General features: G+C 63.1%; 17 protein-coding genes. 5 read left to right on the top strand and 12 right to left on the bottom strand.

What is annotated here, in order from left to right; translation table 11 throughout:
• Positions 1–55: 55 nt before the first annotated feature.
• Genes QQL85_RS08150 through QQL85_RS08140 form a run of 3 tightly spaced genes read right to left on the bottom strand, consistent with a single transcriptional unit; the run spans position 56 to position 5,679 of the window.
• Entirely contained in the window at positions 56–3,202 is a 3,147-nt protein-coding gene (locus tag QQL85_RS08150) for an efflux RND transporter permease subunit (RefSeq protein WP_284355955.1), read from the bottom strand.
• A 16-nt stretch (positions 3,203–3,218) separates the two neighbouring features.
• On the bottom strand, positions 3,219–4,433 hold the full coding sequence (locus QQL85_RS08145; RefSeq protein ID WP_284355954.1) for an efflux RND transporter periplasmic adaptor subunit: 1,215 nt from the start codon (positions 4,431–4,433) through the stop codon (positions 3,219–3,221).
• Entirely contained in the window at positions 4,426–5,679 is a 1,254-nt protein-coding gene (locus QQL85_RS08140; RefSeq protein ID WP_284355953.1) for a TolC family protein, read from the bottom strand. The genes QQL85_RS08145 and QQL85_RS08140 overlap by 8 nt, the downstream gene beginning before the upstream one ends.
• Before the next feature lie 205 nt (positions 5,680–5,884).
• Between QQL85_RS08140 and aroQ the strand changes: the two genes are divergently transcribed.
• Both aroQ and QQL85_RS08130 read left to right on the top strand, forming a co-directional pair.
• Positions 5,885–6,334, top strand: coding sequence for a type II 3-dehydroquinate dehydratase (gene aroQ, locus QQL85_RS08135; protein WP_016714675.1), 450 nt, complete (start codon positions 5,885–5,887; stop codon positions 6,332–6,334).
• Entirely contained in the window at positions 6,331–7,179 is an 849-nt protein-coding gene (locus tag QQL85_RS08130) for a shikimate dehydrogenase (protein WP_284355952.1), read from the top strand. The genes aroQ and QQL85_RS08130 overlap by 4 nt, the downstream gene beginning before the upstream one ends.
• A 99-nt stretch (positions 7,180–7,278) precedes the next feature.
• On the opposite strand, the gene QQL85_RS08125 is transcribed toward QQL85_RS08130, so the two are convergent.
• The 4 genes from QQL85_RS08125 to QQL85_RS26630 form a co-directional block, all read right to left on the bottom strand.
• Positions 7,279–7,794: a thioredoxin family protein gene (locus tag QQL85_RS08125; RefSeq protein ID WP_284356014.1), complete on the bottom strand. Its 516-nt coding sequence runs from the start codon at positions 7,792–7,794 to the stop codon at positions 7,279–7,281.
• Between the two features lie 10 nt (positions 7,795–7,804).
• On the bottom strand, positions 7,805–8,080 hold the full coding sequence (locus QQL85_RS08120; protein WP_284355951.1) for a DUF2790 domain-containing protein: 276 nt from the start codon (positions 8,078–8,080) through the stop codon (positions 7,805–7,807).
• Between the two features lie 521 nt (positions 8,081–8,601).
• Entirely contained in the window at positions 8,602–8,835 is a 234-nt protein-coding gene (locus tag QQL85_RS08115; protein ID WP_284355950.1) for a hypothetical protein, read from the bottom strand.
• A gap of 68 nt (positions 8,836–8,903) precedes the next feature.
• Positions 8,904–9,077: a hypothetical protein gene (locus QQL85_RS26630; RefSeq protein WP_349816503.1), complete on the bottom strand. Its 174-nt coding sequence runs from the start codon at positions 9,075–9,077 to the stop codon at positions 8,904–8,906.
• A 272-nt stretch (positions 9,078–9,349) separates the two neighbouring features.
• Between QQL85_RS26630 and QQL85_RS08110 the strand changes: the two genes are divergently transcribed.
• The 3 genes from QQL85_RS08110 to QQL85_RS08100 all read left to right on the top strand — a co-directional run bounded on the left by QQL85_RS08110 (position 9,350) and on the right by QQL85_RS08100 (position 11,990).
• The gene (locus QQL85_RS08110) at positions 9,350–10,090 is read left to right on the top strand and encodes a response regulator (RefSeq protein ID WP_019471113.1); all 741 of its coding nucleotides are present in this window, start codon (positions 9,350–9,352) and stop codon (positions 10,088–10,090) included.
• Complete coding sequence (locus QQL85_RS08105; protein ID WP_284355949.1) at positions 10,087–11,373, top strand: sensor histidine kinase; 1,287 nt, start codon at positions 10,087–10,089, stop codon at positions 11,371–11,373. Before QQL85_RS08110 ends, QQL85_RS08105 begins: the two co-directional genes overlap by 4 nt.
• 134 nt (positions 11,374–11,507) lie before the next feature.
• Positions 11,508–11,990 carry an HvfX family Cu-binding RiPP maturation protein gene (locus tag QQL85_RS08100; RefSeq protein ID WP_284355948.1) on the top strand — a complete coding sequence of 161 codons (483 nt, stop codon included), beginning with the start codon at positions 11,508–11,510 and terminating at the stop codon, positions 11,988–11,990.
• 118 nt (positions 11,991–12,108) lie between these two features.
• Here QQL85_RS08100 and QQL85_RS08095 read toward each other — a convergent pair whose 3' ends face one another.
• From QQL85_RS08095 to QQL85_RS08075, 5 genes are all read right to left on the bottom strand, one after another.
• The gene (locus QQL85_RS08095; protein WP_284355947.1) at positions 12,109–12,807 is read right to left on the bottom strand and encodes an HvfC family RiPP maturation protein; all 699 of its coding nucleotides are present in this window, start codon (positions 12,805–12,807) and stop codon (positions 12,109–12,111) included.
• Complete coding sequence (locus QQL85_RS08090; protein WP_284355946.1) at positions 12,800–13,633, bottom strand: HvfB family MNIO-type RiPP peptide maturase; 834 nt, start codon at positions 13,631–13,633, stop codon at positions 12,800–12,802. Before QQL85_RS08090 ends, QQL85_RS08095 begins: the two co-directional genes overlap by 8 nt.
• A gap of 74 nt (positions 13,634–13,707) precedes the next feature.
• Complete coding sequence (locus QQL85_RS08085; RefSeq protein ID WP_284355945.1) at positions 13,708–14,199, bottom strand: HvfA family oxazolone/thioamide-modified RiPP metallophore; 492 nt, start codon at positions 14,197–14,199, stop codon at positions 13,708–13,710.
• 174 nt (positions 14,200–14,373) lie between these two features.
• Positions 14,374–14,925, bottom strand: coding sequence for a DUF4174 domain-containing protein (locus QQL85_RS08080; protein ID WP_284355944.1), 552 nt, complete (start codon positions 14,923–14,925; stop codon positions 14,374–14,376).
• Positions 14,926–15,152: 227 nt separating this feature from the next.
• On the bottom strand, positions 15,153–19,649 hold the full coding sequence (locus QQL85_RS08075; protein WP_284355943.1) for an NEL-type E3 ubiquitin ligase domain-containing protein: 4,497 nt from the start codon (positions 19,647–19,649) through the stop codon (positions 15,153–15,155).
• Positions 19,650–19,701: the final 52 nt, after the last annotated feature.

Genomic DNA, 19,701 nt, shown 5'->3' with positions numbered 1-19,701 from the left:
GCGATCCTTGGGGAGCTGGCTTGCCTGCGATGGGCCGCAAAGCGGCCCCAGGGTCTCAGCCCTCCTGCACCTCTTCGCGCCGGTACGCCCACTGATACAACGCCGGCAACACCAGCAACGTCAGCGCTGTAGAGGACAGAATCCCACCAATCACCACCGTCGCCAGCGGTCGCTGTACCTCCGCCCCGGTCCCGGTAGCCAAGGCCATCGGAATGAAGCCCAGCGACGCCACCAACGCCGTCATCAAAACCGGCCGCAAGCGCGTCAGTGCGCCCTCTTCCACTGCCGCTCGCAGGGTACGGCCTTCTTCGCGCAAACCACGGATAAAGGCAATCATCACCAGCCCGTTGAGCACTGCCACACCCGACAGCGCAATGAACCCCACACCCGCCGAAATGGACAGCGGAATGTCCCGCAACCACAGCGCCAGTACCCCGCCGGTCAGGGCAAACGGGATGCCGGTGAACACCAGCAGGCCATCCCTGAGGTTGTTGAACATCATCAGCAACAGCGCCATGACCAGCAGCAAAGCCACCGGCACCACCACCTGCAAGCGCTCGGCCGCCGACTGCAGCTGTTCGAACTGGCCACCCCAGCGCGTCCAGTAGCCCGGCGGGATCTGAACCTGGCCAATGAGCGTCTGCTCAGCCTCTTCGACAAACGAGCCCAGGTCGCGCCCACGCACGTTGGCGCTGACCACCACCACGCGTTTGCCATCCTCGCGGCTGACCTGATTCGGCCCCAATTGCAGGTTCAGCGTGGCCACCTGCGACAGCGGGATAAAGCCGATTTGCGCAGCGCCAGCGGCGGTACTGGCCGGCACCGGAATCAGCAGGCTGCCCAACCCGTCCACATCGGTGCGCAAGGTTTCGGGCAAGCGCACCACCATGTCGAAGCGGCGGTCACCTTCATACAGCGTGCCGGCCGTGCGCCCCCCTACAGCGATGGCAATGGCATCCTGCACGTCGCCTACGTTCAGGCCATAGCGGGCGGCCTTGTCGCGGTCGATGTCGATGGTCAGCACCGGCAGGCCGGTGGTCTGTTCCACCTTGACCTCGGATGCACCCGGCACACGCTGCAGGCTGCTGGCGATTTGCGCAGCGGTGCGGTTGAGCACGTCCATGTCATCACCGAACAACTTCACCGCCACATCACTGCGCACACCAGAAATCAGCTCGTTGAAACGCAACTGGATCGGCTGCGACAGCTCGTAATTGCTGCCCGGCACGCTGGCCGCCGCACGCTGTACCTCGGCGATGAGTTCGTCACGCGGCTTGCCCGGGTCCACCCATTGCTCACGCGGGCGCAACATGACGTAGGCGTCGGAAATGTTCGGCGGCATCGGGTCGGACGCGATCTCGGCGGTGCCGGTACGCGCGAACACCCGCTCCACTTCCGGCACTTGGGCGATGATTGCCTGCTCCAGGCGCTGTTGCATGTCCACCGACTGCGACAGGCTGGTACCCGGCACGCGCAGGGCCTGCAAGGCAAAGTCGCCCTCGCTGAGGCTGGGGATGAACTCGCTGCCCATGCGGCTGGCCATTACGCCGGAGAGCAGCACCAAGGTGCCAGCCGCCGCAAACGCCAGCTTGCGTCGGCCCAGCACCCAGGCCAGTACCGGGGCATAGCGCTGGCGCGCCGTGCGCATCACCAGGCCTTCCTCTTCCTTGACCTTGCCGGTAACGAACAGGGCAATGGCCGCCGGCACGAAGGTGACCGAGAGGATCATCGCACCCAGTAGGGCCAAGACCACAGTAAAGGCCATGGGGTGGAACATCTTGCCCTCGACCCCGGTCAAGGCAAAGATCGGCAGGTACACCACCATGATGATCAGCTGCCCGTAGATTAACGGCCGGCGCGCTTCGCGGGCGGCGGCAAACACTTCATGGAAGCGTTCGGCACGGGTCAGCATGCGGCCGTGGCGCTGCTGGGCATGGGCCAGCCGGCGGATGGCGTTTTCCACGATCACCACCGCACCGTCGACGATGATGCCGAAATCCAGCGCGCCCAGGCTCATCAGGTTGGCGCTGACCTTGTTGCTGAACATGCCGGTGAAGGTGAACAGCATCGACAGCGGGATAACCATGGCCGTGATCAGCGCAGCGCGGATGTTGCCCAAGAACAGGAACAGCACGGCGATGACCAGGATGGCGCCTTCAACCAGGTTTTTCTTCACCGTGGCAATGGCTTTTTCCACGAGGTTGGTGCGGTCGTAAACAGTCACTGCGACCACACCCTTGGGCAGGTTCCGGTTGATGTCGACCAGTTTGGCGGCCACCGCCTGGGACACCGTGCGGCTGTTTTCGCCGATCAACATGAACACCGTGCCCAACACCACTTCACGGCCGTTTTCGGTGGCCGCGCCCGAGCGCAGCTCTTCCCCCAGGCCTACCTCGGCCACATGGCTGACGCGGATCGGCGTACCGTCCACGCTGGAAATGACGATATTGGCGATGTCTGCGGCCGAGGCCACCTGGCCCGGTGCCCGGATCAGCAACTGCTCGCCATTGCGCTCGATGTAACCGGCCCCCACGTTGGCGTTATTGCGTTCCAGCGCTGCGATCAGGTCGTTGAGGGTGAGCTTGTAGGCCGCCAGGCGCTTGGGTTCGGGTGCAATCAGGTACTGTTTGGCATGGCCGCCGATGCTGTTCACCTCGGCCACCCCCGGCACATTGCGCAGCTGCGGTTTGATGATCCAGTCCTGGATCACCCGCAGGTCGGTCGGGGTGTAAGGCGTGCCATCCTCCTTCAAGGCACCCTGTTCGGCTTCCACGGTCCATAGGAAGATCTCGCCCAGCCCGGTGGAAATCGGGCCCATGCCCGCCTCGATGCCCTCGGGCAATTGCTCGCGTGCCACTTGCAGGCGCTCGTTGACCAACTGGCGGGCGAAGAACAGGTCGGTGCCGTCATCGAAAATGACCGTGACCTGCGACAGGCCTGAACGCGACAGCGACCGGGTCTGTTTGAGCCCGGGCAGGCCGGCCATGGCGGTTTCGATGGCAAAAGTGATGCGCTGCTCGGTCTCCAGCGGCGAATAGCCCGGCGCGGCGGTGTTGATCTGTACCTGGACGTTGGTGATGTCCGGTACAGCGTCGATTGGCAATTTCTGGTAGCTGTGGATACCCACCGCGGCCATCAGGACCACGGCCAGCATCACCACCAGGCGCTGCTCGATGGCGAATTGGATCAGGCGTTCGAACATGCAGGTGTCCCCGTGATCAATGGCTGTGCTCGGCCGAGCCCTTGCCCAGTTCCGACTTGAGGACAAAGCTGCCGGCGGCGGCCACCTGGGTACCGGCGGCAAGACCGGTGGTGATTTCTACCTGGCCAGCGTCGCGTCGGCCGGCTTTCACCTGGCGGACCTCGAAGCCTTCTTCAGTGCGGGCAAACACTACGGTCTGCTCTTCCCAGGTTTGCAGGGCGCTTTCCGGCACCACGACAGCGGCATTGAAGCGTTCAACGCTGACCGCAACATTGACGAACAGCCCGGGGCGCCACGCACCGTTGGGGTTGGCAAGGGTGGCGCGCACGGTGGCGGCGCGGTTCTGCTCGCCAAGCAGGCTGCCAACGTAGTTGACCTTGCCCTCGACCTGGGCACCCAGGTCGGGTGCGCTGACCGTGACATGACGGCCGGTCATCACCTTGTCCAGGTCACGCGGGGCCACAGCGAAAGTGGCCCACACCCGGCTCAGGTCAGACAACGTGAAGGCATTGCTGGTCTCGTCGACCACCTCGCCCACCGTCAGGTGCTTTTCCACCACCACCGCATCGAACGGTGCGCGCAGCTCATAGCGGTTGCCAGCGCCCGCCGGGCCCACGGCGGCGACCTTCTGCCGGGCATTGGCCAAGGCGATCTCTGCCTCCTGCAGCGCCTGGCGTGCCTGCAGGTAATCCTGTTCGGCGCTGATGCGTTCCTGCCACAGCTGCTGTTCGCGCTGGAAGGTCAGACGCGCTAGCTCCAGACGGCGCTGGGCGGCCTGCTGCTCGCTGCGCAGGTCCGAAATCTGCTGGCTGACGATCACCGCCAGTACCTGGCCGCGCTTCACTGCCTGGCCCAGCTCGGCTTGCACGGCCTCGACCACGCCGGGCACGCGCGGCACGACGTGAGCTGTGCGGTCCTCGTCGAAGCGGATTTCCCCCGGGAAACTGATGGCGGTACCCAGCTCACGAGGGCCGGCGGCAGCCAACTGCACACCGGCGGCCTCGATCTGGGCGATGGACAGGTGCAACTGGCCCTCTTGTTCCGCGTGTCCCTCCTCTTCATGGCCTTCGGCGGCTTTCTCGGCACCATGGCCATGGCCGTCTTCGCCGTGGTCGTCGTGACGGGCTTCAGTTTTCGACGCCAGTCCAAGGTTGCCGGTCCAGGCCAGGCCACCCAGGCCGAGCGCAGCCATGGCGGCAACCAGAAGGGCTATCTTGCGTGGGTTAGTCATTGTTGCTCCTGCTGTTCAATTGTGTGCTCGGGCCATCGAGGTCGCCATAGATCCGCTCGACCTGCGCCCGCGCGTCGGTCGCCGAGGCCAGTGCCTCCAGGTACAACCCACGGGCCTCGATCAGCGTGCGCTGGGCATCGAGTACATCGAGGAAGGCGAACTTGCCCATTTCGAAACCACGGGTGGCGGTGTCCACAGCCTGCTGCGCAGCCGGCAGAATGGTGCGGTCGTAGGCGTCCACCTCTTGCATCGCCGTGTGCCACTGGCTGACAGCGCTACGCGTTTCACTGCGCAGACGCAGCTCCACGGCGTTACGCAAGTCACGCGCCTGGTCGGCACGGCGCGCGGCGGCCATCACGTTGCCCTGGTTGCGGTCGAACAATGGCAAGGGCATCGACAGACCGACCACGTTGACGCGCTCGCGGTCTTCGCGGCTGTACTGGCTGCCGAGGCTGACGGTGAGGTTGGGGATGCGCTGGGCCTTTTCCGATCCCAAGGACGCCTCACCACGCTCGACCTGGGCGGCGGCCAGGCGCCACTCGACCGTTTGCTCGACCTGGTCGAGCAAGGTGTCGGCACTGGGCGCAACGCCAGGCGAAAGGTTGGCCGCTTGCAACTGGTCGAAACCTGCCAACGGGCTGCCGGTCAGGCGTGCCAAGGCCTGGTAGGCCACGCCGCGCTGAGTTTGCGCACGCCGCACTTCGGCCTGGGCCTGGGCCAGTTGCACCTGGGCACGGGTGGCTTCCACAGGTGATGACTGGCCCGCAGTGACCCGCCCCTGTACCACCCGCAGCCCGCGCTCGGTCAATGCCTGCGACTGCTGCGCCAGTTCCAGCGCGGTCTGCGCGCGCAAGGCAGCGTGGAAGGCCTGTACCACATCAGCCCGCAGGCCATTGCGCTGGCGCTCCAGGTCGAGTTGGGCAATGGCCTGGCCGGTGCCGGCCACAGCGATACGTGCGCCGCGCTTGCCGCCCAGTTCCAGCGGCTGGCTGAGGGTGACGGTGGTGGTGCTGGTGTCGCGGCGAGTGTCCTCGACCTCCCAGGACAACTCAGGGTTAGGGATCAACCCTGCCTGGCGCCGCTCGCCGTCGGCAATGCCGATTTCGCGACCGGCTGCAGCAAGCTCCGGGTTCTGGGCAAAGGCGGCGGCAAGCGCCTGGGGCAGGCTCAGGCTCTGGCTGGCCTGGGCGCTGGTGGCGCTGCCCAGCAACAGGCAGAGCAAGGCGATCTTGCGGGGGATGGGCACGAACAAATCCTCGTCGACGCGTGTAGGCGAGGGACTGTAGAAAGCCGCGCTTATCGGGGCGGTGTCGGGAAGATTACAATTTTGTAAGGTCGTGCTGCGTTCGATAATCGCCCACTTTCCCGGTACGACGCTCCAGTCCAATTGACGGAACTAACCAGTCAGTACAAAACTACGCGCATCCAACAACAACAAAGCGATGCCCGTCATGAAGCCCCTTATTCTTGTGCTCAACGGCCCTAACCTGAACATGCTGGGCACCCGCGAGCCTGCGCAATATGGCCACGAAACCCTTGCGGACCTGGCACAAAGTTGCGCCGATACTGCCCATGCCCACGGCCTGGAACTTGAGTTCCGCCAAACCAACCACGAAGGCGAACTGATCGACTGGATCCACGCCGCACGTAACCGCTGCGCCGGTATCGTGATCAACCCCGGCGCCTGGACCCACACCTCGGTAGCCATCCGCGACGCCCTGGTGGCCAGCGAACTGCCCGTTATCGAAGTGCACTTGTCCAACGTGCACAAGCGCGAGCCGTTCCGCCACCTGTCGTTCGTATCGTCCATCGCCGTCGGTGTCATCTGCGGCCTGGGCAGCCATGGCTACCGCATGGCCCTCAGCCACTTCGCCGAACTGTTCCAGGAGCGCACGGCATGAGCCAGCACGCCATCCTCGCCGGCCTGATCGGCCGCGGCATCCAGCTGTCGCGTACCCCTGCCCTGCACGAACACGAAGGTGATGCCCAGGCTTTACGCTACTTGTACCGGCTGATCGACGCCGACCAGTTGCAACTGGACGACAGCGCCCTGCCCGGCCTGCTCGACGCCGCGCAGCGCACCGGTTTCACCGGGCTCAACATCACCTACCCGTTCAAACAGGCGATCCTGCCGCTGCTCGACGAGCTGTCGGACGAAGCCCGTGGCATCGGCGCGGTGAACACCGTGGTGCTCAAGGACGGCAAGCGGGTCGGCCACAACACCGACTGCCTGGGCTTTGCCGAAGGCTTGCGCCGTGGCCTGCCCGACGTGGCACGCCGCCAGGTGGTGCAGATGGGCGCCGGCGGCGCCGGTTCGGCGGTGGCCCATGCCCTGCTGGGTGAAGGGGTCGAGCGGTTGGTGCTGTTCGAAGTGGACGCGGCCCGTGCGCAGGCATTGGTGGACAACCTGAATGCCCATTTTGGCGCAGGGCGCGCCGTGGTTGGCACCGACCTGGCCACGGCGTTGGTCGAGGCAGACGGGTTGGTCAATACCACGCCGGTGGGCATGGCCAAGCTGCCGGGTACGCCACTGCCGGTAGGGCTGCTGCATGCACGCCTGTGGGTGGCGGAGATCATCTACTTCCCGCTGGAAACCGAACTGCTGCGCGCAGCCCGGGCGCTGGGTTGCCGCACGCTCGATGGCAGCAACATGGCAGTGTTCCAGGCGGTGAAGGCGTTCGAGCTGTTCAGCGGGCGCGAGGCGGATGCGGCGCGGATGCAGGCGCACTTTGCCAGTTTCACCTGACAGACAGTGCTGGCTTCTTCGCGGGTGAACCCGCTCCTACAGGTATTACTGAAACCAGTGTAGGAGCGGGTTCACCCGCGAAGAGGCCGGTACAGGCAATCACCCTTTCTCATCCAGCAGTGCCTGTATCACCTGTTCCTGCCCGCCATAATCCCCTTCGCCAAAGTGCACATGGCGCACCTGCCCCTTGCGGTCGACAAAGTAATGCGCCGGCCAGAACTGGTTGCCCCAGGCAGTCCACACCTTGTAGTCGTTGTCCACCGCCACCGGGTAACCGATCCCCAGCCCGGCCACCTTGTCCCGCAAGGTGCCCACATCATGCTCGTAGTCGTACTCCGGCGTATGCACGCCCACCACCACCAGCCCCTGGTCGGCATACCGCCGCGCCCAGTCGTTCACATGCGGCAGGCTGCGCTGGCAGTTGATGCAGTCCCAGGTCCAGAAGTCCACCAGCACCACCTTGCCCTTGAGTGCCGGTCCATCCAGCGGTGTCGAGTTGATCCACTGGCTGGCCCCCGACAGCGACGGCATCGCACCGTAGCTGTCGCGGGCCATCAGGTGCCCGGCCAGGCCAAGCCCCGTCAGTGCCAGGGCAATTCCACCCACCGTCAGCATCAGGCGACGATCAATTCTCATGGCAACCGCCGGTGGCGTAGGTGCGGTACTGCACGCTTTGCTGCTGGCCCTTGGAGTCGAGGTAGTCCATGCGGGTATTCACCAGGCCGCAGGCGTTGCTCTGGTCATCCTGCACCGAGAGCACTTTTTTCACATCCAGGTGGTCACCGTAGCGGTACTGCATGGCACCGGCATCGCCCATGGGGGCGGTGGCGGCCTGGGCGGCGATAGCGCCGAAGCTGAGCACGGCGAGCAGGCTGGCGCTGGCGAAAGTCTTGAAGTTCATGGCATCTCTCCTGTGTATCGCTTGGCGTTGGGGTTTGTTGTCCCCGGTCGAGAGCCATTTGACGCCTGCCAAGTATCCCTTCTGTGTCGCTCAACGCTGTGCTGTGCCTCCTCCTGTAGCTGAATCCCTGTCGGCCAAACCCAATGAAATCATTGAAAGCCCTTTGCAAGCAGGTAGTTATAAACAAAGAAGGCGCCCACGAAGGGCGCCCTGCTTGTACAAACGGATACAATCGGCTCATGCGTTTGCGGATGCAGGCCAGGAATCTGTCGCAGCGCTCCGAACAAACTGACAAGTTATTCTAAACAATGTCAAATCAACCGAAGTCGCATCACTCATCACCCGGGTGCATCAGAAGAAACGGAACACCGACTTCGCCAGCGCAAGAAACTAGCGCTTCTTGTCACGCCCAGGTTCAACCTTATCATGACGGCTATATAACTCAGCCCTCGAGGCACGCTCGGACCACCGGACACGCTCTACCTTCCTCCTTGTAAAAGCCTGAACAATAACAACGTTCTTCATGATTCAAGCTCATCGGCCTGACGGGTATCACCAGGTGCCCGTGAGGCCTTCAACAATAATGTAAAACTTCCGGTGAGCTGATGACGAAGCTCTTTGGGCATGATGAAAGCAAAATGCACAAGCCATGCCCCGTCCCCGAGCAGAAAACTCTCCCGCCGGTATTGAGTCACTTGTTGTTCAGAAATACCTATGCAAATGGCGATCACGCTGTCGCTCGGTTCTTCGGTCACAGGCCTACCCCCTCAAAGTGGGTACTGAAGCGCTCGAAGGTGGTGCGTTCAGAAAGCAAAGCCGGCCATCAGGGCTTGGCTGTACGCTCTTTGTGCCACTGAACTTTGGATACGCCATCCGGGGACCCGGTAACACCGCGTGCGACTTGCTGGATATGGCCGCCTTGCTGGAGGAACGCTTCGATCTGCTCGCAGAGGCGGTCATGGGCTCTATGGGCTGCGCTGGGGTATGTCTGGTACATGTAGGCTACTCGGTAATGAGCCACTGAAATACAGTTACCCGAGACGTCATTGTACGCTCTGTGCTGCGATCGGAGGCTGCGCCGGAGCAAAACCCGGCATTTATCGGCCAGGCGGTCAATGCTCAGCGTTTCGCTGCCTGGCCCGAGCCACTTCAATCCGCCTCATGCAGCGTCCGATTTCCCGGCCAGATACACTGCAATACAAACCCCGCAGGCAAGCGCGAAGGCGCCGGGTACACTGCGCCAACCCCATTTGAACAGGAACCCTGCGCATGGAACACGTCGATCACATCCTGATCGTCGACGACGACCGCGAGATCCGCGAACTGGTCGGCAACTACCTGAAGAAGAACGGCCTGCGCACCAGCATCGTCGCCGACGGCCGGCAGATGCGCGCCTTCCTCGAAGCCAACAGCGTCGACCTGATCGTCCTCGACATCATGATGCCCGGCGACGATGGCCTGCTGCTGTGCCGCGAACTGCGCGCCGGCAAGCACCGCAACACGCCTGTGTTGATGCTGACTGCCCGCAACGATGAAACCGACCGCATCATCGGCCTGGAGATGGGCGCCGACGATTACCTGACCAAGCCGTTCTCGGCCCGCGAACTGCTCGCCCGTATCAATGCCGTGCTGCGGCGCACGCGCATGCTGCCACCCAACCTCACCATCAGCGAAAGCAGCCGCCTGCTCCGCTTCGGCCAGTGGCGCCTGGACACCACCGCGCGCCACCTGCTCGACAACGAAGGCACCCTGGTGGCCCTGAGTGGCGCCGAGTACCGCCTGCTAAGGGTGTTTCTCGACCACCCGCAGCGGGTGCTCAGCCGCGAACAACTGCTCAACCTGACCCAGGGCCGCGAAGCTGACCTCTTCGACCGCTCCATCGACCTGCTGGTCAGCCGCCTGCGCCAGCGCCTGGGCGACGACGCCCGCGAACCCAGCTGCATCAAGACCGTGCGCAGCGAGGGCTATGTGTTCTCGCTGCCGGTGCAACTGCTCGAGTCGCCGTCATGAAGTGGCCACGCACCCTCGCCTCGCGCCTGGCGCTGATCTTCTTCACCGGCCTGGTGCTGGCCTACGGCCTGTCGTTCGGCCTGCAGGCCTACGAACGCTATATCAGCAGCCGCTCGATGATGCTCAGCAACCTGGAACAGGATGTGGCCACGTCGGTCGCCATCCTCGACCGCCTGCCCGCAGCTGAACGTGCCGCCTGGCTGCCACGCCTGGAGCGGCGTACCTACCGCTACCGCCTGGACCACGGCCTGTCCGGCGAGGCGATGCCCAGCAGCGACCCGCCCATGGCTGCCGAGTCGATCGTGAAGGCCATTGGCAGCGACTACCGCCTGACCTTCCAGGAAATACCCGGGCCGAATGCGCACTTCCAGGCGCACCTGAGCCTGGCCGACGGTGCACCGCTGACCATCGACGTGACCCCGTCGCCGGTCCCGGTGGCCCGCTGGTTGCCCGTGGTACTGCTGATTCAGCTGGCCGTGTTGCTGCTGTGCACCTGGCTGGCAGTGCGCCTGGCGATCGGCCCCCTCACCCGCCTGGCCCAGGCCGTGGACAACCTCGACCCGGACAAGCCCGGCGTGCAGCTGGATGAAAGCGGCCCGCGCGAGGTCAAGTACGCCGCCGTGGCCTTCAACGCCTTGCAGGCACGCATCGCCGCCCACCTTAAGGAGCGCATGCAACTGCTGGCCGCCATTTCTCACGACCTGCAAACGCCGATCACACGCATGAAACTACGCGTTGAAGTGATGGACGATGGGGTCGAGAAAGACAAGCTGTGGAGCGACCTGGGTGAAATGGAGCATCTGGTGCGCGAAGGCGTGGCCTATGCCCGCAGCATGGACACCAGCACCGAAGCACCCTGCCGGGTCAACCTCGATGCCTTTCTTGATAGCCTGGTGTTCGACTACCAGGACAGCGGCGCCCAGGTCGAGCGCCACGGCAGCACTGGCAGCCTGCTGGAAATCCGCCCGCATGCACTGCGCCGGGTGTTGGTGAACCTGGTGGACAACGCCCTCAAGTTTGCCGGCGCCGCCGAACTGGAAGTGTGCCGTGAGGGCGGCACGACCGTAATCCGTGTGCTCGACAACGGGCCGGGGATTCCCGGCGGCGAACTGGACGAAGTGCTCAAGCCGTTCTACCGGGTAGAGGGTTCACGCAATCGCAGTACGGGGGGGACCGGGCTGGGGTTGGCCATTGCCCACCAGTTGATCCAGGCCATGGGGGGCCGGCTGACCTTGAGCAACCGAGAACGTGGCGGATTGTGCGCGCAGATCGAACTGAAATGACTGGCTTTGGTGGGGGCGGGTGTCGCCTGAGGCTTCGGTACAAACCGATACACAACCCCATCACCCCCGACACACTGCAGATACCCCACCCCCACACACTCCCAGCCACATAACCTGATCCTGGGAGCCCCTTGATGAAAGCACTTACTTTGACCACCTTCGACCGCTTCGGCACCTGGAGCGCCGACCTGCCGCTGCGGCTGTTCCTGGCCTGGGAATTTTTCGAGTCCGGCCTTGAGAAGTTGAATGGCAACAACTGGTTCGCCGACCTGCAAGGCAGCTTTCCGTTCCCCTTCAACCGGCTGCCCGCCGAGCTGAACTGGCAGTTGTCGATGTGGGCCGAGCTGGTGCTGCCATTGCTGCTGTTGCTGGGCCTGGGGACGCGACTGGCATCGCTGGGGCTGATGGTGGTGACTGTGGTGGCAATTGCTGCGGTGCATTGGCCGGCGCACTGGTCGAGCCTGGCCGAGTTGGCACAAGGGTATGCCATTACTGACCAGGGCTTTGGCAACTTCAAGTTGCCGCTGATCTATCTGGTGGCGTTGCTGCCGCTGCTGCTCAAAGGGGCTGGGCGGTTGAGCGTGGACCATTGGCTGAGAAAGCGGTTCAGCAGGTGAAATTGCCGGGGCTGCTTTGCAGCCCATCGCCGGCAAGCCAGCTCCCACAAAGAGCAGCTTGCGCCGACCCTGTAAGCTGGCTTGCCGGCGATGGAGCGTAAAGCGCCCCCTAAGGCCCTCAAACTGTTCCGACAATGACACCCTGTTCGCGCAATCCCTCCAGCAATGCCAGCCCCTGCTGCACATCCCCTCCCAACGCCTCCAGCCGCGCCCGCCCGGTACCCTGCTCCAGCGCCAGCAACCGATACGCCATCGGCGCCAGGCGCGCAAAGCGCACCGTCAACGCAGCATCGCGATACACCAGCAGCAACGTCGGCGCCTCGGGCGCAACCGTTGGCTGACAATCCACCCCGATGCGCTCCACCGGCCACTCATAAGCCAGCACCCGCGCCACGCAGGACAGCAACGGCACCCCCTCCAGCAAATCGCCCGCCGGGTCATGGGCCGGGTCCTCGGCATCGCTCAAGTACAACTGCGCCTCGACCCACTCATAATGCGCCAACTCCAACTGCCAGGGCTCATCCAGCTCAATACCTTGCAGATAATTGACAAACGTTTCGCCAACCTCGGTAAACAAGGGGGTCTGGCTACGGTAGTTGGCATAGAAATCATGTACACGAGCATGCCAACGCGGCTCACCCAAGGCCTGGCGCATCACCGGGAAACTGCCTGCCAGCAAGCCTTCGATAGCACCATAGAACAACTCGCGGTAAACCTTCAGGCGACGCGCCTCCACGCCCGGCGGCGGGGCGTTGCGCTGCGGGTCGCGCAAGTGACGGGCCAACGTGTATTGCTGCTCGCGCAAAGTCTCATTCATCACGCTGCCCTCCCGAAGCCAGTTGCACGCTGCGGATACGCGCTGTCTCGGCCAACAGTTCGGCCAGCGGGGGATAGTTGAAATCACGTTCGAGCACGGTCGGCTGCACGCCAAAGCGCGCACAAGCGAGGGTGTACAGCGCCCACACGTCTTCCTTGACCGGTGCCCCATGGGTGTCGACCTTGAGGTCCGGTGCTTCATCGTAATGGCCGGCTATGTGCATGCCGGTCACCCGTGCCTGGGGCAAGCCTTCAAGAAATGCCCGGGCTTCGTAGCCGTGGTTGCAGGCGTTGACGAAAACGTTGTTGACGTCCAGCAGCAAGTCGCAATCGGCTTCATCGAGTACCGCACGGATAAAATCGAGCTCGCTCATCGCCGGGTAAGGCGCGGCGTAGTAGCTGATGTTTTCCACGGCAATACGCCGACCCAATTGCTCCTGCGCCTGGCGTATGCGCGCAGCCACATGGTGCACGGCTTCGTCGGTGAACGGAATGGGCATCAGGTCGTACAGGTGCCCGTCGTCACTGCAATAGCTCAAGTGCTCACTGTATAGGCGCACCTGGTGGCGATCGAGAAAATGGCGGGTCTGGTCGAGGAAATGCAGGTCGAGTGGCTCGCTGCCGCCCAGCGACAACGACAACCCGTGGCAAGTCATGGGAAAACGCTCGGCCAACTGGGCCAAGCCTTTGCCGTAGGCACCGCCAACTGCTATCCAGTTTTCCGGCGCGCATTCAAGGAAGTCTATTGCACCAGCGTCCATGGCCAGCAGTTCCGGCAGCAGGCCACGGCGCAAGCCAAGCCCGGTGTTCAACGTCGCAGCACGCATAAGCAGCTCTCCAACAGGCACAACGCCCCGCCTGACCAGCAGGAGGGGCGTTGCGTCACTTCAAAGGGTAAGGATCAGGATTTGCCAGCCAGGTGGCTGAACAGCCCCTCGGGCATGGCCTTGCCATTGGCCTGATAGATCGCCTTCAGATGGTCCGCCGCTTCTTGCTCGGAGATGAAGCCATCATGGTTGCTGTCGATCGTGTCGAAGTCGCCGGCACGGTCCTTGGCCACCGCCAGAAACTCATCCCGCGAGACCTTGCCATCGTGGTTGCTGTCGGTGCTGGCGAACGAGGCATCGCCGCACCTACCCTCGCCGCATTTGCCTTCAGCCCCGGCCTTGGCGCTGGCACCACACTTGCCCTCACCGCATTTGCCTTCACTCTGGGTGGCCTTGCCGCTGCCGCCGCATTTGCCTTCACCACACTTGCCCTCGCCGGCCACCTTGGCCGAAGCCAGTTGGTAACCGTGTGCCAGCGGCTCAACGGCAAACGCACTGCTGGTCAATGCCATGCTGCCGATCAGGGCGGCGCCGAGCAGGCCGAGGGTCGTTTTTGCTTGAGTCATGATGTCGCTCCACTGTGGTTGGAAAGTGGAGCCATTAGGCCGTTGCGGTTTGTCGTGAATGTATCGCGCAAGGCGCGCTTTTGTATGGGAGTAGGTCTGCAGCGCTGGCAGATACAGTGGGATACACAACGCCTGGTAGCGGGCCCCAAGCCACCTTGGGGCCATGACGCGTGTTCAGTCTTCCAGCGGTTTGGGCGGGGCCGCCGGTTTGGCTGGCTTGGCCGGTTTGCTGTCCTTGGTCTTGGCTTCCGGCGCCGCTGCCACAGGTTCGGGGGCGGTCACAGCTTTTTCGCTGGCGGGCAGTTCATCGACCGCCTTGAAAATCGCCTGCGGGTCGATGGGTTCTCCGCTTTCGTCATCCTTGAGCATATGCCGTTCGCCATCCTTGCCCACCAGGATCACCTTGGTGCCCTTGCTCGCGCCCAGCTTGAGCTCACGGATCAGGGCCATGGTGGTCTGCTGTTCGAGGTTCTTGTCTTCGCGCTTGCCCATCATGTTGGCGACGCTGTAAAGCACCAGGTTGCGCTCCTTGAAGGCGGCCTGGGTGGCCGGGTCTTCCAGTGCCTTGTTCAGCCCGCGCAAGGTCGGGTCAGCACTGCTCGGAGCAATCACCACCAATGGCCTGGCCTTGCCCAGTTCCTTGGCTAAAGGCGCGTCACTGTCTGCGGCAAACAGGGGGCCGGCAACAGCCAGCAAGGTAGCGAGGGTCAGTGACCGGACGAGCATGCGTATCTCCTTATTGTCTCGATATACCAATGACTACAGATCACGGAGAAAAATCCGACATGGAGCCTAAACCACTTCACTCAGTAACGGGCCGTGGAAAAGTAACTGTCGATTTCCAAGCGTTCTGAAGCCAAGGCGACAGCGCGGGCAAAGCCACTGTCACCCTGACTGAGCATAGCCCAAAGCAGCTTTGCACAGGGGCAGGCAACCCCTGCATCAAGCCGCCATCAGCGCACATGAATGCCTGGGTCTTCTGGCCCCACTTCCATGGCACGAATCGTCAAGTCCAGCATCAGCCCCCTGCGTGCAGCACGTTGGGCGTCACGAATGGCATCTGCCTGCTCGAGCATTGCGCCTTCGCTGAGCGTTGCATCGTCGAGTACCGTTTCAAGCTGCCGTCTGAACGGTCGGTCAACTTCGGTGAACCGGTCAGGATGAGTACGCTCCAGATGCACCTGCCAAAATTCACGGTCAACCATCGAGCGGGCGAGCTCATCCCAGGTTTCCGCACCCCACACCGCCGTTTCCGCCGCTGCCAGATCCGCCTCCAGAACACCTGAAATCGCATGGAAGCTCATATCGCCCACCTGCAGGGGCAAGTCGAGCCGTTCCCTCAGCCCGACCCTGAAGGCCAACCCGACTTCACTTCCCTCTTGCTCCCTGCCATGTTCAACAGCCCATTGGGTAGCGAACCTGTCGACTGCATCCTGGCGCCATAAACGTCTTCCCAGGCGCAGCAGAGCGCGTTCGTCTTTTCCTTGAGCGGCATGTTCAACCTGCCACACCAGCAGGTTCAGTTCTATATTGCTCAAGCACCAGGCTGCACCATCCTGGCACCCCCATTCATCATTGGCCACGGACAACAGGTTCTCCCGCAATTCCGGCGTGATGGCCATCGCTTGCAACACCGCCATCACCCGATTACCCATCGCCCGCGCATTGACGCGAAAGTCCTCGGACAGCAACAGCTGCCTGAGGACACGGAAAAGCCGCTCGGAGTCCGGCCCTGTATCCAGGGAGTCCCAGGCCGCAAGCATCAAGCCGCGATGCTCCGGGGCCACCGCATCCCCCCACACCTCACGCGCGTGATCCAGCCGCAGAAGCGCTTGCTCCTCGTCGACGACAGGATGCTCGCTCCTCAGCGAAGCCTGCAAACGTTGTGTCTGAGCCTCGCCCAAGGGGTTGTCGCTCAGGCGGATCCTTCGCCGGCGCCATACGGGCAACTGGTAGTAATGCTCCGGAACCTGCCGGATCCGGTTTTCCCTCAAGTCGACAGCCACCAGCTGATCGCGGTCGAATATGCCCGGGGGAAGCTGCGTGAGTTGTGTGTCGCGCAGGCTCAGCCAGCGCAATTCGGTCAAACCGGCCAGCGTGAACCCACGCCGCAGTGGATTGTGGGACAGGTCGAGGGATTCCAGGCCAGTGCAGCAGGCCAGTGTGGCGGTTTGCTGCATGTTCAGGCCAATCCGGTTGTTGGTAAGGCTCAGGTGCCGTAGCTGCGTGAACTGCAGCAACGGTTGCGGCAGGCGCGTCAGCAGGTTGCCGCCCAGATCAAGGGTTCGCAGGTTAGGGAAGGCCAGCAGGAAGCTGTTGGGTACGTCCAGAAGGTCAAGGTGCAGCAACGACAGGCTGCTCACACCTCTGAAGCTGACCTGCGCGGGCAGGCTGGGCAAACCGCCCGATCTGAAGTTGCAAAACATGACATGCAGGTTTTCGTGTGCGTCGATGTGCAGATCGCCGACCCCCACCGACCGTCTCCAGCAATTGAACAACGTCTGGCGCAAGGCGTCCCGGTCCTCCCGGACATCGCCCCGTTCCTGTGCCACCCAGGCATCCAGGGTATTGCGAAGAACCGTAAGTTCATTGTTCAGGTCCGTCAGTACCTGTTGAAGTTGACGCCCTGAACGTCTGGCGTCATCGGCCAAGGTGTCAATCTGCTCGTCGCTCAACCAAGGGAAGATATCTCGCAGCGCCGCCCTCAGGGCACGGCCTCTTGACCCGAAACCACTTACTCCACCGCCCCCCAACGGGTAGCCCAAACGCCCGTCGGCCAAGCGCATGGGCGCTCGAACAGCCCCTGGGCGTACCACGCCCAGCAGACGGCTGATCTCGTCACGACGTCGCACCGCTTCGCGCGCAAGCATCACCCGGAGGTTGTGCGAGAACGGGTCACCGATTCCCATCGTTTCACGCTGCGCCTGGGCATAAGCTGGCGCGATGACTTCGAACAACTCACCTGCCTCACCGATCGCCCCACCCTGATCATCAAGCAGCTGGAACACGCCGTTCAGGTGCACCAGGTCAAATGCTTGCCTGCCTTGACCGCACTGCGCCAGCATCGGCCCGCCCAGATAGCCTTCATACAAGCGCCAGCGCACACCTTGTTCGCCCCCAGGCAGATACTGCAACAGGCCCAAGGCCACCCGAGCCAGGTCTGCATTCTGCGGCGTATCCAGGTACAAGGCTTCCAGAACCCGCGTCTGGCGGATACCCAGCAGACTGGCCCTGGCCGCTTCGGCCAAATCGAGTGCGACCCTGCCGCGGGTCAGCAGGCGCCTGCGATCAGCGCCGCTGGCGGCCTTTACCAACGCTTGCGCGGTGCGTGTATCCAGCCCGGGGAAGACCCGGCGCAGCGCTGTGCTGCCAGGGCTGTCGGTGGGCTGCAGCGCCTCGTACAGGTACTGCAGCAACGTTCGGCGCTGCGCCCACGCCAACTCAGCCAGTGCTTGATCGGGCAAGCCATTCGCACCTGGCAACCGCCGTGCGTGATCAAGCACTGTCGTATCTTCTACCGGCTCGCCACTGCGCAAGCGGCCAATCATGCTGCGGATGCGCTGGTCGAGCCTGACCCGCTGCACGCTGTCCAGCATGCCCGGGCTGGGCGCCTGGGCATGCACATGCAAGCCTCGCACGTCATCGCCATCGAGCCCGTGGAACAGCAGGACCTGATCGATCTCTTCGTCATCCAGCCTGTTGAAGGGTTCGCCCAGGCGACGAAACATGCGATGTCTATCCCGCCACAGGGCCGGTTGTTCATTCCATAACCGCCAGGCGCCAGCACCATTGTGACGCAGGATGGGTCCATGGCCGGCGACGGGGCACAGTTGCCATTGACCGTCGCCGGCCGATTCGGTCACGCGATAATGATGGGCGTCCATCTCGATCCACGCCTGCCCGTCCAGATGCCGGATCCCCAAGGCGTCCCGGCTCGCGGCAGCATCGGGGGCCAGGCTTTGAAACGGGGCCAAATCTTGTTGCCAGAGTTTGACGGTGCCGTCTTCCAGCCGAGCCGGCAACATGGCATCGACCTGCGTGGAACGCGCCCAAAGCCGTCGGGCCACACCCACCCCCGCCACCGTGGTCGCAAGCACGGCAAGGTCGGTGGCAACATGGGTCAAATGGTCGAGTGCCTCTCGGCGATCCCCCTCATGCCAGGCTTCAAAGCCATGGTAAACCTCGCCCAGCAGCTCCCAGGCCGTCACGGCAAGCAGCGCCAGGCCAAGGCCTGGCACAAAGAAACTGGCCAGGTTGAGCAGCGCCCACCCCTCGGCGGCCAGGCGCTGGTCATGCTGGCGCTGCACCTCACGGTCCAGCCTGGCCACAGGCACCGCAATCATCGCCGCATCCTCCTTGATCTGGCGAATACATGCCTGTGCCAGGCCGTTGAACAACGGTTGCGAATAACCCTGCAAATGCGGTTCGAGATCGCGAAACGCCCAGTCCGCCAGGTCATCGAACAGCGCCGAAACCTGGGCAAAGAAAGCCTGGCTGTCACGTCGTAGCACGAAGCGGCTGAAAAAACGCTGGTAGGCCTTGTCTCGCAGGCGACGACCCAACTCGCGGTTCAGCTTGTCGATGCTCTCGAATGCGCGCCATGGCGACACAGGATCGCCTGGCACATAGAGCAACACACGGCGCGTGGTGTTGAGAAGGACACCCTGGTCAATGACCTCGAACACGATCACCTGCTCAATCCGGCAACCCAGCAACTTCAGTTGCCTGGCCTCCACAAGGTCACCCGCCAGGCGCAGCAGCTTGCCATCCTCGCACATAGCCACCATCCACTTGAGCTCGCTGTCATCCAGCGTCCCTTCCTGCCTGGCTTTGTAAGCGTCCACCAGCATGGCGTGGCGACTGGCATCTACAAGGCAGGACTCCACGCGCCTTGCATCACCAGTGGGCTTCAGAATGGAGTCCAGGTGACGTTGATAACGTTCACCCAAATCCAGCTCACGGCAAAGCGTGGCAAGCTCGATGCCTGTGGGCGGTGTAACCCTGCCCTGGCGTGGAACCAGCAGCCGATTACCGCGCGGCTGGCCACCGGCTTGGGCCTGCTCGGCAGTGAAGTTGCGCAATGCCACCTCGAGCAGCGGCTTTTCTTCATAAACCACCTCGGTGAGGTGCGCACCTACCGGCTGGCTGTTGATCACAGGTTCGCGACGGCCCTCCAGAAACTTCAGCGCGCGCGCGTTACGGCCAAGCCCGTAACGCGCCTCAAGGGCCTTTTCCAGGCCCGCCGCAACAAAACTGTCGATACCTTCGATACCCCGCAGCAGCGCATTGACTTGCTCACGACTGCGAAGGCTGTTTGCCAACGCCTTGCCGACCTCAGGCAACTGCCCTGGGGGTGTCTGGCGCAACCACGGCGGCAGGCGCTTGCCGATGATGCCGTCCTGGAACGCATCGATGGCTGCCTGTGCGCTTGATGGCGGAGTAGTGTCCATTGCTCGAGGCCTCTTCATGAAAAGAAGCCAGACTAGGGAGCATGTTCAGTGC

The organism is Pseudomonas putida (assembly GCF_030159595.1).
GTDB lineage: Bacteria > Pseudomonadota > Gammaproteobacteria > Pseudomonadales > Pseudomonadaceae > Aquipseudomonas > Aquipseudomonas putida_AC.
This window is presented reverse-complemented; position numbering and strand designations above follow the sequence as displayed.